Here is a 14,621-nt window from a genome sequence, read left to right on the forward strand (position 1 = left end):
TAATTTTGTAAATGACTGATTAAAGTTTAATACTCTCACCTTCATTTAAAATATGCAGGGGTATTTTCGAGTCCATCTTTTTGTGCATATACAATAAACGCAGTAAAGCTGAATGACTCGTGCGATCGCCCATTTTCCATGATGAGTTACCGTATCCCCAAGGTATCATTATTTTACAGTTTAGCTCTTGTGCTGCTGTTAGAGCGTCTTCTGGGGTTGTATGAACGTAACGATACCATTTAGGGTTATCTTCGCTATAGTAAGACGCTATCGGCATTAAGCACACATCAATATCGCCATATTTTTTCTGTATATCGCTGAAGTGTTTTGAGTAGCCAGTGTCGCCTGCAAAAAATAAGGTGCTGCCATTTTGTTCAAGTAGCCAGCCATTCCATAGGTCTTTATCGTTGTCTTCATAAATAAAGGGCACTAACACACGGCTGCTAAAGTGATGAGCAGGCAAGGCATGGATAGCTAAATCGCCAATATTTGTTTTTGCATACCACGCCATTTCACTAATATTAAACCCGCCTGTAGGGAAGTTGTCGGCCATGCCTAGTGGTGTTAAGTAGCGGGGTTTATTACCGATCTCTTCTATATCTGCTTTATTAAAGTGATCGTAATGAATATGCGAGTACATCACAGTGTCTAAGTTTTTCAGTTCACTATCTGTGAGCCAATCGCCGGGCTGTCGGTAAAACCCAGAGGCTAGTCTAAATGCTAAATCTACAGGTGAGTCAAACTGCTCTTTTACAGGATCAAGTAACACTTGCTGTCCGTTAGGCGTGCGGATCATAAACCCAGCATGCCCCAGCCAGCGTAAGCTAAAGCCTGTATTTAAATTCATAGGCTGTTGCTCACCAATAAATTGGCAGTTTTCGCTGTCTTTTTCGCATTGTAATTTAGGGCTAGTTGGGTAGCAGTTGCTTTTACAGGTCGTCGGGTAAGTTTTTTTACCCGGGTAGAGATTATGAAACCGTCCTTCTCGCTCGCCATTTTGATGTAGCGGGGTAATGGTTTGCTCCCCTGCAATAACTTCAACATGGTTAGCTGTTTGGCAGGCGCTGAGCATTGTGCATGCAAGTATTAGGGTAATGGCTTTGAACTTCATTTTACTGTTCTAATTATTATTATTTTGTAAAAGTATAACAACAATAGCGGATTATCGAAGAGCTTAAAGGTAACAAAAAGTAACAATAAAAAAGCCTACAATTTAGTAGGCTTAGTAAACGAGTTTATAGTAATTAGCCTGTAGTATTCATTTGCTCAATAAATTTATTTGAGTCTTCAATCGACTTATTCATGTCATTCATGAGTAACTGAATATCACGTTTTAAGTTAGTAAACTCGCCTTTTATAGCGGCTACCGCTTGTGCGTTTAAGTTATGTTTTAAGTAAAGCACGTTATCTTGTAAAGACGATAATACTGGCTCCATTTTGCTCTCAGCGCTGCGCATTGAGCGAAGTAATTGGCTAAACTGGCGCTGAGTTGCAGCTAGTTTTTTACTGCTTTGACGCTTAAGTGAGGCGCTTTTGTATTGCTCTAGCTCATCGCTCCACTCATCAAACAAGGCATCGGCAACATCTTCTACTTTATTTATGTTACTTGATACTTCGTTTGCCGCCGCTAAGCTCGACTCGTAATCGTCATTAAGTTGATTGTAAGCATCTTGCAACTCACCGCCATCGAAATTAATTAAGGTAGTTAGGCGCTCGAGTGCTGATTGAAATTCTTCTTGCGACTCTTGTTGTGAGTCTTTTGTTTCTTCAACGCGGTCAATAAGAATGTCACGTTTATGTACGCCTACTTTTTCCATTGCCGAATAATAAGCCGACTGACAACCTGAAAGCATCAGCATTAACGAGAGTATGGCTGTCCCTAATAATGTTTGTTTTTTCATCTGAATTCCTATTTACGAGTGTTAATGCTGTAAATTATGGCCTTGATTGTTATTATAATCAAAAGCCCACCAACAAAGTTAATTGTATGAATGATAAGCTCTCCCATTATAAACAGCAAGTTAAGGTGTTTCTAAAACAGCAACCAGGCTGGTGGATGCAATATTTCAATCGCTGTATAGACGATCAAATAACCATTAATGCAGGGTATTTAGCATACGTTACCTTGTTGTCGTTGGTTCCGCTGATAGCGGTGGGTGTGGCAATCTTCTCTGCTTTTCCAGGGTTTGAATCGACCCGTTTAGCCATTGAAAGTTTTTTATTTACTAACTTTGTGCCGACTTCTTCCGATGTTATTAAAGAACATATTAGCTCGTTTGCTGGTAATGCTAATCAAATGACGGCGGTAGGTATTGGCTTTTTGGCAGCCATTGCCTTGCTACTTATTCGTAATGTAGATGCCACACTAAACCGTATTTGGCGAGTAAAGAAAAAACGCCCAATGATGATATCCTTTGCTGTGTATTGGATGGTACTGAGCTTGGGACCTGTACTACTGGGTGCGAGTATTGGTGTCACCTCTTATATTGTGTCACTAGTGTCGTTTGCTGATCAGGGGATCCCTGGGTTTAGTGGTTTTTTATTAAAACTACTCCCTTATGCTATTTCTATGGCTGGGTTTATCATGCTGTATACCTTAGTGCCGAATACGCGGGGTCAGGGGATCCCTGGGTTTAGTGGTTTTTTATTAAAACTACTCCCTTATGCTATTTCTATGGCTGGTTTTATCATGCTGTATACCTTAGTGCCGAATACGCGGGTTTCATTTAGGGCCGCTATTCCTGGTGCACTGTTTGCTGCAATGTTATTTGAGTTAACCAAAAAAGGCTTTGCTTTGTACATTAGCCATTTTCCATCATACGAAGTGATTTATGGTGCGGTAGCAACCATTCCTATTTTGTTTGTATGGGTATACTTGTCGTGGGTAGTAGTGCTACTAGGTGCTGAATTTACTGTGTGTATTAACATGCAACATTACAATAAAAAAGAGCAACGAGCAGAGGATAGTGAATAAATGCAAGGACTAATTCAACGGGTAACACACGCCAACGTAGCAATAGAAAAACAGATTGTTGGTGAAATAAAACAAGGTATTGTATTACTGCTTGGTGTTGAAAAAGAAGATGATGAGCGTGTTGCTGATAAACTATTACACAAGGTCAGTAATTATCGAATTTTTAGCGATGAAAATGATAAAATGAACCTCAGTCTCAAAGATATACAAGGCGAACTATTAGTCATATCGCAATTTACACTTGCAGCTAATACCAAAAAAGGCATGCGTCCTAGTTTTTCATCGGCAGCCACACCAGACCAAGCGCAAGCATTATATAATTACTTTGTTGAGCAGGCTAAATTACTCGGTATTAAGGTAGCGACCGGTGTATTTGCAGCCGATATGCAGGTTAGTTTATGTAACGACGGTCCGGTTACCTTTAACTTAACCGCTTAAAGTGTTTTTTCAACAACCACAATGTGATTCACAAACCCGGTGATCTTTTTAATACTAACGGCTTCCCCAAACACGCGCTTAAGCACAAGTTGTAGCTGTGTAAGTTGGGAGGCATGTTGCGATAAAAAGTTAATAAATAAGATGCCCCGCTGAGCAAGCGCCTCATAAATTGTTTGATAAAAACATAAATCAAATAAGAATCTAGGGGCATCGAGTTCACTAAATAAATCTAAAATAATCCAATCTATATTCACCGCTGACTTTAAAACTGTTTGTGCGTCTTCACAGTAAATTTGGCCCTGTTCATTAAGAGTAAAAAAATCTTGATAACAGTCAATTATATGAGGGTTTTTTTCTACTGAAGTTAGCTGCGCTTGAGGGTACTGTTTTAATAAGAAGTTACGTATAGCACCACCACCTAAACCGAGCTCAAGTATTTTTTTAGGCGCTGGTCGTTGCTGCCAAACCGTTGCTAAATAGGCAAGGTGAGGAAACAGTAATACTTGTGGACTCCGGGTTAAAATAACTGATTGCAAGGTGTTGTTAATAAGTAGCCAGCGCAGCTGTTGATGCTCTCGAACTTGTATATTTATGCCATGTTGATTATGCCAATAAAGTAACTGGCCTAGCGATGAACTATGCTCAATAAAGTGCCTGCTTATCAGGCCACTGCTACCATGGATATATTTATTCATGGTATTGAGCATAAACCAGCAGGGGTAAAGCGCAATCGATTTTGTCATTAATTTTTTACAGTCATTTATAGGAAACCAAAGTCGTATTTGCAGTTTTACCCAGATCGAGTATGGTGTTTTTCACAAAATGCACAGCGTAATATTTTTACATTTTTAATTTATGGAGTCTGTATGTTTCAAGTGAGCACCCCTCAAAGTAGTGAAGACTGGCAAGCCTATTATCAATTACGCTGGCAAGTTTTACGTGCACCATGGGGCGAACCTCGTGGTTCTGAGCAAGACGATTTAGAGCAAGAAGCTGAACACCGCTTTATTAAAAATAAAGCAGGTGAAGTATTGGGTGTGGCGCGTTTGCACTTTAATAATCAGCAACAAGCTCAAGTACGTTATATGGCGGTTGCAGAGGGTAACCGTAATCAACATATTGGTAGCCGCTTATTACATGAGCTAGAAAAAATAGCGTGGAATCAAGATGCTGATGAATTAGTGCTGTTTGCTCGCGAACGTGCTCTGGAATTTTATCAGCGCCATGGCTACGAAAATAAAGAAAAAGCGCATTTAGCCTATGGTGATGTTCAACATTATAAAATGGTTAAGCTCAAGCCGAGTGAGCCAGGTTGGTTTCGTCACCCTAATTGGACTCAAGTACTGCAAAATACATGGCGTGAATCAATCCCTATTAGTGATGCAATGGGGATAAAAGTAGAAAGCTATACTGATTGGCAATTTACTACTCGTGCAGATTTAAATGCTAACTTAAACTTACACAACACCATGTTTGCAGGCTCTATTTACAGCCTAGCTACACTAACGGGTTGGGGAGCAACGTACTTAGCATTAAAAGAAGCCGGACTTGAGGGTAATATAGTGTTAGCCGATGCTAATATTAAATATTTAAAACCACTGAATACCGACCCTAAAGGCTGTGTTGATATTCAAACCTGTAAAGGTAACTTAATAGAGTTACAAGAGGCGGGTAAGGCGAGCTATTTAGTGCCAGTAACCATTTTTGATGGTGATCAAGTAGTTGCTCAGTTTGAAGGGCAGTTTGTGGTTAAAAAGTAATAAGAATAAACGAAAAAGCCAAGCGAGTTGCTTGGCTTTTTTTATTAGCGGTTATTACAGTAAATCAGTCAGTAATATACCGACACCAAAGCGTTCAATATCGGCGTTATAGTCTATTAAACTCTCACCATAGCCATTAAAATACTGCGCATAGCCGCGTACTCTTCCCCATAGAGGGAATGACCAATCAAGTTGAATTGCCCCGCGGTTATCTGAATTTAAATTATTACGAGTCATAAAACTAAATTCATGATCGTGAAAGCGATACGCGCCACCAAATTCAAAGTAACCCATGTATTTATAGATATCAGGGTTATCGTCACCTCGTGCATCTAACGGCGCAGGCTTTTCATTCTCAGGAATGCGGTACCAAGGCTTAAAGCTGAATACAAAGCCGTCATTTTCCCAAATGAAATCGGCATAAATACGGTTCCAAGAACGCGAGTTTGGCTGACTACGGCCATTAGATTGGTGTGAAATACCAATGGCTATTGCCATTTCATCGCCCCATAAAACGTTTTCAGGGTCTAAGTAATTAATCCAGAAAATTTCTGGCTCGTAATTAGTTTCTCGAAAGGGAGAAGAAATATCGTCGTTGTATACTTGCCAGTATGACTGCAGAGTAAAGCCAAAAAATATAGCTTGGTCTGAGTCGGCAAACTCATCATACAAAGGTACTTTAATTGATAACTGATATTTAGCTTCTAGGTTATCGAGAGGGTCGCCATCTTTTTTATCGGTTAATTCTGCAAGTCCATCAAACGGGCGAGTGTTTGGGTTCGACATATAAGAAACCGGTAAAATATAATTACGTTTATGCGGCGTAATTACATTACGGTTTTTTTTGCCAACCGCTTCACGGGCTTGGCGTTTATCGATAGCTGTTAGCTGCTTGCTTTCTTCAACTGCAGAGCATTTTTCGCGCAATTGATCGAGGGTTTGCTTACCGTCTCCACCTATCACTTCATTTAATATACATTGTTTAACCAGATCAAGTTCATTGTTTTGCTCGTTTTTTGCTGTTTCTTCAGCAATAACAGCAGTACTTAGTAATGTTGAGAGTAGTATCCAGTGGCGCCAACTCATTATAATTCCTTTGTAAGTGAGGGAAGTAACAGATTTGTGGTGATTATAACGCATTTTTAACACGTATACGGTGAACTTGTCCTGAACTTTAATAAAGCAAAAAGAAAAGCGACCTAAGTCGCTTTTACTGGATAACTAGCTAATAGCTCGCTAGTTAGACTCTCACGCAATGAGAAGGGGTGAGCTAGAGCTCAAAAACGTTTGTAAAAAACTTATAAAGTTCAGTGCCTTGGTTCACACTAGCTGAGGCAAAATGCAATATCGCAATCGCATCAAGATCAAAGCTTAATGTTTGCAGTGGTTGTTCGCTTAGGTAGCGTTCCATTCGTAGTATTTTAGCTATAGGTTCGCCCGCTTTAATGTGCCCACCAAGGGGGGCTAAGTATTCAACCATGCCACCCATAGGTGCATAGTAAGCAATATAATCATTTAGTTGGCAGCCATACCTTGTCATCACTTTTGGCTTGTAGGGCGCATCAACAAATACTTGCTTATGATTTAAATAACTTAAAATACTTTGAGCATCATCAAACGCCGCGCTTAAATCTATTTTTTCTTGGCTTCCCAGCTCTACCGTAAAGGCTTCAACTTGTACGTTAAAATTTCGGCCTTGCTGAGCAAGTTGCTCGCTAAGTTGCCACCATGGACAAAAGCTCGCTTCATCCATTGCGCCATCAAAGTCATTAGGGATCACTAGCACATGGGGAATATTAAAGTAACGGGCACTTTCTGTGGCATATTCAGGACAATATAAGTGCTGACTAGAAATAGGGCCAGTGTGTAAATCTAAAACAATATCAGCTTGATGCGCTAGTCTTTGTAAGTTTAGCGCTATGCGTTTACCCGTTGTTAAACGATAGTCTGGGCCATTAAGTTGCTGCTCAACATCATTAATTAACGCGGTTTTAAACGCTGTTTTTAGAGCTGTATCGTCAGCGTCGTAGTATTGCTTTGCAAACTGTGATGCAAGCTGATTATTACAGTGATACATACGATTCCAATTAGTCCCCGTAATAGGGTCGAATCGGCCAAGCGTAAATTCGCCCGATTTTTGATTACAGCCAATGGGGTTAGCGTAGGGAACTAAGGTAATATCACCTTTTAAATTAAGGTTTTTTAGCTGTTCAAGTAGCTGATAAATAACCGCGTTACCTTGCACTTCGGCGCCATGCATATTAGCTTGTATATACACACTTGGGCCTGTGCCATCGCCCTTTAAACGATAGACAGGAATGGTCAGTGGTAGGCCATTTGCCACTTCACCAACTACAATATTTTCCTGGCTTATATCTGTGGTGTTATTCATTTTTATTACCTCAAGTAGTGGCTTGCATCTTCTGCTTGGCGAATACAGTTGATTTCGCCATGGTGTATAACATATTCACCGGCCAGTTCATGGCACAAAAAGTACGGCATACTTTCGGTAAAACCATAAGCACCGCATTGACTAAACACCAGCCAGTCATGTTCATTTAAATCGCTCGGTAATTGGTGCTCCCCTAAGCAATCAAGTGCTGTACATAAAGGTCCGTATAGGCTCATTGCTTGGTTTGCTGCGTTTGAATCTCGTAATAAACGCGCAGGAAAGTCTTGATTAGTAACCGCAGGGCGCAATAAGTGATTAATACCGCCGCTCATAATTACCTGCTGTTGGCCGTAGTTTAATTTGCGCTCAACCACCGGTGTGGCGTAGTGGCCGCATTCGCCTACAGCATAGCGACCTAGTTCCATCCACAGCTCTTTAACACCCGCATCGCGTTTAATCTTTGCAAGGGCTGCTATTAATGCATCCCAGCTTAAAGTCGGGTCATTAAGGGTGTAAGGAATACCTAAACCGCCACCTAAATCTAAAATATTCAGGTTTATATTTAAGTTATTAGCAAGGACTGTAAGTGGTGTAATCATTTGCGACCACAGTTCTGCAAGTTTGTCGCTGCTGAGCATGTTACCCCACTGAAAAATATGTAGGCCATCAAAGCTCAATGCTGTGTAGTCTTTAGTATTTAGCGATTGCCATTCATCGCAGCCAAGCCCAAATGGGGTAAGGCTGTCGCCACCTAGTGGGTTTTTATCACCCTCGGGCCAGCGTAATTGAACACGCAGCAAAACCTGTAACTGACACTGCTGGGCAGTCGCTTGTTCGTTTAACCAACGCACTTGATTAAGACTTTCTGCCACAAAGGTGCGTACGCCACGTGCAATAAAATGTTTAATTTGTTTTGGGCTTTTAGCAGGGCCCGTGTTGAGCACGCGCTCGCTGTTAATTCCTTGGGCAAGTACTTGCTCAAGTTCGCCTTTACTTGCAACATCAAAGTTAAAACCAGCGTTATCTAAACTTTGTATCACTTTAGATAGGGGATTGGCTTTAACCGCATACCAAAGCTTTACTTCGGTTTGCGCCACTAAGTGCGCAAGGTGCGCATCTAGTGAGTCGAGGTCGTAGACAAAAAAGGGCGTATCAAGTTGGCTTGCTAGCTTATCAATAGCGCTTTTAACGGGCGTGCTCAAAAAGGTCATTAACGTAAAACCTCTTCAAGCAATAATGACGCGTCACTTTGCTCGTCCCGGTATTTAACAATTAAGGCACACGACATACTCAAGCCTTGAGTACGGGCCCAGTCGTTTGACGCAGGGCGAGAGCCTGGGATCACAATCGCGTATTCAGGGATTGCTTCGCCTTTATCAAGCTGACGCTCATTAACGCAGTCATAAACAGGGATGGTTGCAGATAAGCGAACACCTGGAGCAAGTACCGCGCCTTTTTTAACTACCACGCCTTCAACAATCACACAGCCTGCACCAATGAATGCATCGTCTTCTATGACCACAGGGCTTGCGCCAATGGGCTCAAGTACCCCGCCTAATTGTACCGCGGCGCTCAAGTGAACATTTTTACCCACTTGCGCACATGAGCCAACCAATGCGTGGCTATCTACCATAGTCCCCTCGTCAATAAAGGCGCCAATATTTACGTACGCAGGTGGCATAATAATAGTGCCTTTGGCAACATGTGCACCACGGCGCACACTTGAACCACCTGGCACCATGCGAACGCCTGCTGTGGCTTCAAAGCATTGCGGCGCTAGATTATGTTTATCTACAAAGCCACCAGGAAACTCCATGTTAGTGCCGTTTTTAAATGCCTCTAAAATGCCTTGCTTTACTTCTACGTTAGCGTGCCATTGGCCGTTTTCGTCTTGTGTTGCTGCGCGAACTGCGCCCGTTTCTAAATTATTTAATAGTTCTAACCAGCTCATTATAAAAACCTGTATTTAATGCCAAGATAAAATGGTGTTGTTTGCCGATGAAATGTCATCTGTGTGTGTCAGCTCAAGGTGTGTTAAAGGTGGACGTAAATGCGGACTGCTAATACGCCCTTGTAAATGCATTAACACTTTGACTGGGATAGGGTTTGCTACTGAAAATAAGCTATTGATAGCGCTAGACCACTGGACAAAAAGATTAGGGTGTTGGCCGCTTAAACTGCGCTTTACAAACTCATGGGTTTGCACTGGCCATGCATTGGCTGCAACCGACACTAAACCTTTTGCACCTGCTTGGGCAAAATAAGGCATGAGGGCATCGTCACCACTAAAAATGGCTAGTTCAGGCGCTGCTTGTCGATAGGCTTCAAATTGAGAAATACAGCCACTGGCTTCTTTGAGTGCCCATAAATTTTTATGTTGTTTGAGGTTTTCAATGGTTGCAATGGGAATGCTAACCGCACTACGTCCTGGTACGTTATAAAGCATACAAGGATGAGAACTGGCATTGAGCAGGCTTTCAAACCAATGCGTTTGCCCCACTGCACCGGGTTTGGCGTACAAAGGCGAGCCAAGTAAAAAACCATGAATAGGCAGTTGGTTGCAGTAGTTAACCCATTCAAGCTGCTGCTTTAAGTTACTACCACCGACTGCGACCATAAGCGGGACGCTCGGCTGTAATTGGCAAACATGCTCTACGATGGCTTGCTGCTCTTTTAGGGTCAGGGCTAACCCTTCGCCAGTGCTACCAAGTAATAAAATGCCGTTGTTAGCGGCTTCTTGTTCGGCCACCAAGGTGTCTAAGGTTGCGTAATCAACTAGGCCATTTTGATCAAATGGGGTGATCAGCGCAGTCCATAAATGGAAATTGTTAATATTGAAGTTGTTGATCATCTCTCACGAACTTATAGGGCATTCGTCGAGTTATTGGCGGGTATTTAGGGTGCCTGACTCTTTGAATGTATTTATAATTCGAAGAGCGAATGGGCTTAAATAATAGGGCGCACGGCCTTATTATACTAAGACCAGAAGCTCTCCACCAAATATGTTATTGGTGACAGTCGCTAGGATTCAACCTAGTCGCCCGAAGTAATCTTTCACAAAAAAGTGTTACCTCTCGGCGTTAATTCCCCTCACGTATGCTCAATGGAGTTTGCGCTCCTAACATACGCTACCTGAATAACGCACCTCTTCCAGCCCTTTGCACTTGCTATTGAAAAATCAATCAGCAAATACAATGTAATAGGGTAAGTGTGGCGATTAAACCACTTTAGCCGTCTAGGTGTCAAGTGACTAAATACAGAATAGTTCATCGATAATAGCAACGGTTACGTATTGGCTGCTTTTCTCGTAAACTAGTTTCATGGTCGAAGTAAGGTATTAAGTAGATGGAAAAATTTAGCGATATTTATAAGCGTGCAGTGGAGCGAAAGGGCTCTGAAAAAATGCTTAAATTGTTACTCGCAAAACCTTTATCAACAAAGCAACTCGTCACATTAAGTGATGATGATTGGCTAGAAGAATTTACTCGGAAGGTTTTTCAAAGTGGCTTTTATTGGTCGGTGATCAACAGTAAGTGGGCCGGATTTAGAGAGGTTTTTTGGGACTTTAGTGTTGAAAAGCTATTGATGATGCCACCAGACATGTTAGAACAAAAAGCCAGTGACGAACGAATTGTGCGCAATTATAAAAAAGTAAAAACCATTACTGATAATGCGTATATGATCCATGAAGTTGCAGAGCAGCACGGCAGTTTTAGTCAGTTTATTGCTAACTGGCCAAGTGAAGATATTATTGGTTTGTGGGCGTATTTAAAAAAACATGGTGCAAGGCTGGGTGGTAATACTGGTCCTTATGCACTGCGTGCCTTGGGGAAAGATACTTTTTTACTTTCAAGAGATGTAGAAAGCTATTTGCGTGCCCATAAAATTATAGATGGCGGATTACAAACTAAAAAGTCACTAAGTGCGGCGCAGGCATTCTTTAATGAACTGCAGCAGCAAAGCGGCTTAAGCATGCAAGAGCTAAGCTTAATTGTCGCTTATGGTGTAGGCGACAATCGCGTAGGTATCAGCCAAAAACAATAGGATTAAACATGAAATTAGTGCCAAGGTATACCGATATTGGTGAGGGGTTTGCTATTAGCGATCATCCAGCCAAGGTGACAGCACCACAGTTATTGTTATGGAATGAGCCCTTAGCCGAACAATTTAATATACAAGTAAATGCTGATTCTCGAGCAAATATATTCAGTGGAAATGAACTTCAAGCAGTTTCTGCAGTTGCATTAGGGTATTCGGGTCATCAGTTTGGTCATTTTTCTCCACGCTTAGGAGACGGCCGAGCGCATTTACTTGGCGCGATCAGTGATGATAAAAACCAGCTTTGGGATTTGCAATTAAAAGGCGCTGGCGCTACGCCATTCTCGCGTGGTGGAGATGGGCGCTGTGCATTAGGTCCTGCTATTCGTGAGTACGTAATGAGCGAAGCAATGCATGCGCTTGGCATTCCTACTACGCGTTGTTTAGCCGTGGTTGGTAGTGGTGAAACTGTTTATCGTAACCCGCCTCAACCTGGCGCTATTGTAACGCGACTCGCGAGTAGTCATATTCGAGTTGGCTCGTTTCAATATTTAGCTACCCAAGGCGATTTGACCAGTCTAAAAAACTTAGCCGATTTAGCCATTCAAAGACATTACCCTGAAATTAACAGCACTGGCGCCCAGCGATACTTGGATTTTCTAGCCGCAGTGATAACCAATCAAGTTAACTTAGTCGTAAGTTGGATGAGGGTGGGGTTTATTCATGGGGTAATGAATACCGACAACACCTTAATTAGTGGTGAAACCATAGATTACGGTCCATGTGCTATGATGAACCAGTTTGATTTTGATACCGTGTTTAGCTCTATTGATAAGCAAGGGCGTTACGCATTTGGTAATCAGCCAAACATGGCGAGTTGGAACTGTGCTCGCTTAGCAGAGAGTCTAATGGCACTAATAAGTGACGACGATGAGCAAGCCGTAGCAATGCTGACACCTATCATTGCAGACTTTTCGACCCAATTTAATCAGCAATTTAGCGCTATGTGGGCACAAAAGTTAGGGCTAACAATAGCTGATGATAAAGATAATGAGCTGGTGGGGGAGTTACTAGGGCTATTAAAAGAACACCAGCTTGATTATACCAATACTTTTAATGCACTCACTGAGTCGTTAAATGGGCAAGCTGAAATACCATCAGCACTTACCTCTTGGGCACAGCAATGGCAAACACGAACTAATGAGCACAGCTATCAAGTGATGCGACAAGCCAATCCGAGTGTGATTCCACGTAACCATATTATTGAAGATATTATTACTCAGTACACTACGTATGGGGATAGTGAGCTACTCAGTCGTTTTAGCAAAGTGATGTCGAGCCCTTACACAAGCCATGCGCAGGCCACTGACTTTCAAACGCCGCCCGAAGATGATAAGAATTATCGTACTTTTTGCGGTACTTAAGTATGGTTTATTGCATTTTAAAATGAATATAAAAGGTCATTTTTTACCCCTGCGATGTTCATTCATAGAGCAATCTATGAACGAATGATACCATAACATCCATAAAGGCTAGTGATCGTATGGGGTTTAAAGCGATTGTTTGCTTTTTGAGCTAGTCTTTGTTCAGTAACATTTTTTATGGGCTAGTTTTATTATCCTAAGATATTGAAAAAATATATTTGCGTTAAGTATTGATTAACAAAGGCTCAGTTACTGTATAGGTAAGTTAGAAGAGCTAGCAATGCTTAGCTACATTTTTAGTTGTTAAAATGGGAAGAAAACAATGAAATTAAAATCACTTACAATTGCCATAGCGTTAGCTGCAACTAGCGCATCTACTTTTGCTGCCGAACAAGAAGGTTTTTACATTGGTGCGTTCGGTGATTACTACGATGCTTCGTGGAAAAACATGCGTGAGCAGGCTGGCCTTGACGTTAATGAGTCAACAGGTTGGGGTGCTGAATTAGGTTACCGCTTTAATGATTACTGGAGCGCACGTTTAGAATACGCAGACCTAGATTTTAATGCACATGACAAAGTACTTAACAACCGCAACGATATTGACGGCGAACGTTACGGTATCGATGCGCTTTACCACTTTGGCGGCGGCCCTTTTTACGGTTTATTCGGTCTGAAAGACATTGATGTTGTTGATGACAACACGTTTGTAAATGCAGGTGTAGGTTACCGACACTTTGTTACAGACAACTTCTTTGTAAATGCTGAAACCAGTGTTTACCAAGGTTTAGACAAAGGCTACACAGATGTTGGCGCAAAATTAGGTATTAACTACTTTTTCGGCCAAAAATCAGCGCCAGTAGCACCAGTTGAGCCTGCACCACAACCAGAGCCAGAAATTGTTCCAGTGCCGGTAACACTTGCTGATACTGATAAAGATAGCATTCCTGATGTAGATGACAAATGTGCTAACACACCGATGACAGATGCGGTTGATAGTGATGGTTGTACACTTTATGAAGATACTGAAGTAACAGTAAGCTTGTTAGTAACATTCCCTAACAATGACTCGTCAGTTTCACAGCAGTACTTAAATGATATTGACGAAGTAGCGTCTTTCTTAAAAGAGTACCCAGATACAACTGTACTTCTTGAAGGTCATACGTCTGCAGTAGGTAAAGCGTCTTACAATAAATGGTTATCTAAAAAACGTGCTGATGCAGTAGCTAAAAAGCTAATTGCTGATGGTATTGCAGAAGATCGCATTACAACAGCTGGCTTAGGCGAAGAACGCCTTAAAAATGAAGCGAATACGGCACAAGCACACGCTGAAAACCGTCGTGTTGAAGCACACGTAAAATCTATTAAACGTGTAAAAGTATTACGTTAATAGTCTCATTATTGAGTAAAAACCCAGCTTAGGCTGGGTTTTTTTATGGCTGCTTAATAGGTATTCATGGGAGTTGGTTTTACTTTGTTCACTATTCATATTATTAATAATCGGTATAACTAGTTGCCTAACTGGATGGATTTTAATCTATGTATAAAAGCTTTATAATCGAGCGTTAGAATACTATAAGTATTGGTTTATAGTGTGT

General features: G+C 41.5%; 14 protein-coding genes and 1 riboswitch. Of the genes, 6 read left to right on the top strand and 8 right to left on the bottom strand.

Features of this window, described 5'->3' with window-relative positions; genetic code table 11:
• Nucleotides 1-19: 19 nt before the first annotated feature.
• Both PUND_RS00915 and PUND_RS00920 read right to left on the bottom strand, forming a co-directional pair.
• A complete protein-coding gene (locus PUND_RS00915) occupies nucleotides 20-1,111 on the bottom strand; it encodes an MBL fold metallo-hydrolase (protein WP_010392017.1) in 1,092 nt (363 codons plus the stop codon).
• Nucleotides 1,112-1,244: 133 nt separating this feature from the next.
• Nucleotides 1,245-1,901 (bottom strand): DUF2959 domain-containing protein, encoded by a 657-nt coding sequence (locus tag PUND_RS00920; RefSeq protein WP_010392019.1) that lies wholly within the window; start codon nucleotides 1,899-1,901, stop codon nucleotides 1,245-1,247.
• An 86-nt stretch (nucleotides 1,902-1,987) separates the two neighbouring features.
• Here PUND_RS00920 and PUND_RS00925 point away from each other — a divergent pair, with 86 nt between their 5' ends.
• Nucleotides 1,988-2,974, top strand: coding sequence for a YihY/virulence factor BrkB family protein (locus PUND_RS00925; RefSeq protein ID WP_198501060.1), 987 nt, complete (start codon nucleotides 1,988-1,990; stop codon nucleotides 2,972-2,974).
• Complete coding sequence (gene dtd, locus PUND_RS00930) at nucleotides 2,975-3,412, top strand: D-aminoacyl-tRNA deacylase (protein WP_010392023.1); 438 nt, start codon at nucleotides 2,975-2,977, stop codon at nucleotides 3,410-3,412. It abuts the gene before it with no gap.
• Here dtd and PUND_RS00935 read toward each other — a convergent pair.
• On the bottom strand, nucleotides 3,409-4,155 hold the full coding sequence (locus PUND_RS00935) for a spermidine synthase (protein WP_010392026.1): 747 nt from the start codon (nucleotides 4,153-4,155) through the stop codon (nucleotides 3,409-3,411). The two genes, dtd and PUND_RS00935, sit on opposite strands and share 4 nt — an antisense overlap.
• 123 nt (nucleotides 4,156-4,278) lie before the next feature.
• On the opposite strand from PUND_RS00935, the gene PUND_RS00940 reads away from it, so the two are divergent.
• Nucleotides 4,279-5,172 carry a bifunctional GNAT family N-acetyltransferase/hotdog fold thioesterase gene (locus tag PUND_RS00940; RefSeq protein WP_010392028.1) on the top strand — a complete coding sequence of 298 codons (894 nt, stop codon included), beginning with the start codon at nucleotides 4,279-4,281 and terminating at the stop codon, nucleotides 5,170-5,172.
• A gap of 54 nt (nucleotides 5,173-5,226) precedes the next feature.
• On the opposite strand, the gene PUND_RS00945 is transcribed toward PUND_RS00940, so the two are convergent.
• From PUND_RS00945 to dapA, 5 genes are all read right to left on the bottom strand, one after another.
• Nucleotides 5,227-6,258: a phospholipase A gene (locus PUND_RS00945; protein ID WP_010392030.1), complete on the bottom strand. Its 1,032-nt coding sequence runs from the start codon at nucleotides 6,256-6,258 to the stop codon at nucleotides 5,227-5,229.
• Nucleotides 6,259-6,442: 184 nt separating this feature from the next.
• Nucleotides 6,443-7,564, bottom strand: coding sequence for a succinylglutamate desuccinylase/aspartoacylase family protein (locus tag PUND_RS00950; RefSeq protein ID WP_010392032.1), 1,122 nt, complete (start codon nucleotides 7,562-7,564; stop codon nucleotides 6,443-6,445).
• A gap of 5 nt (nucleotides 7,565-7,569) precedes the next feature.
• A complete protein-coding gene (locus PUND_RS00955; protein WP_010392034.1) occupies nucleotides 7,570-8,775 on the bottom strand; it encodes a PLP-dependent decarboxylase in 1,206 nt (401 codons plus the stop codon).
• Entirely contained in the window at nucleotides 8,775-9,515 is a 741-nt protein-coding gene (locus PUND_RS00960) for a 2,3,4,5-tetrahydropyridine-2,6-dicarboxylate N-succinyltransferase (protein ID WP_010392036.1), read from the bottom strand. The genes PUND_RS00955 and PUND_RS00960 overlap by 1 nt, the downstream gene beginning before the upstream one ends.
• Before the next feature lie 15 nt (nucleotides 9,516-9,530).
• Nucleotides 9,531-10,415, bottom strand: coding sequence for a 4-hydroxy-tetrahydrodipicolinate synthase (gene dapA / locus PUND_RS00965; protein WP_010392038.1), 885 nt, complete (start codon nucleotides 10,413-10,415; stop codon nucleotides 9,531-9,533).
• 127 nt (nucleotides 10,416-10,542) lie between these two features.
• Nucleotides 10,543-10,722: riboswitch (Lysine riboswitch) on the bottom strand.
• A gap of 187 nt (nucleotides 10,723-10,909) precedes the next feature.
• Here dapA and PUND_RS00970 point away from each other — a divergent pair.
• From PUND_RS00970 to PUND_RS00980, 3 genes are all read left to right on the top strand, one after another.
• The gene (locus PUND_RS00970) at nucleotides 10,910-11,608 is read left to right on the top strand and encodes a DNA-3-methyladenine glycosylase I (RefSeq protein ID WP_010392041.1); all 699 of its coding nucleotides are present in this window, start codon (nucleotides 10,910-10,912) and stop codon (nucleotides 11,606-11,608) included.
• 8 nt (nucleotides 11,609-11,616) lie between these two features.
• The gene (locus PUND_RS00975; RefSeq protein ID WP_010392042.1) at nucleotides 11,617-13,026 is read left to right on the top strand and encodes a protein adenylyltransferase SelO; all 1,410 of its coding nucleotides are present in this window, start codon (nucleotides 11,617-11,619) and stop codon (nucleotides 13,024-13,026) included.
• Between the two features lie 322 nt (nucleotides 13,027-13,348).
• The gene (locus PUND_RS00980; protein WP_010392045.1) at nucleotides 13,349-14,413 is read left to right on the top strand and encodes an OmpA family protein; all 1,065 of its coding nucleotides are present in this window, start codon (nucleotides 13,349-13,351) and stop codon (nucleotides 14,411-14,413) included.
• The last annotated feature ends 208 nt before the right edge of the window (nucleotides 14,414-14,621 follow it).

Origin of the sequence: Pseudoalteromonas undina (genome assembly GCF_000238275.3) — a bacterium.
GTDB classification, from domain to species: Bacteria; Pseudomonadota; Gammaproteobacteria; order Enterobacterales; family Alteromonadaceae; genus Pseudoalteromonas; species Pseudoalteromonas undina.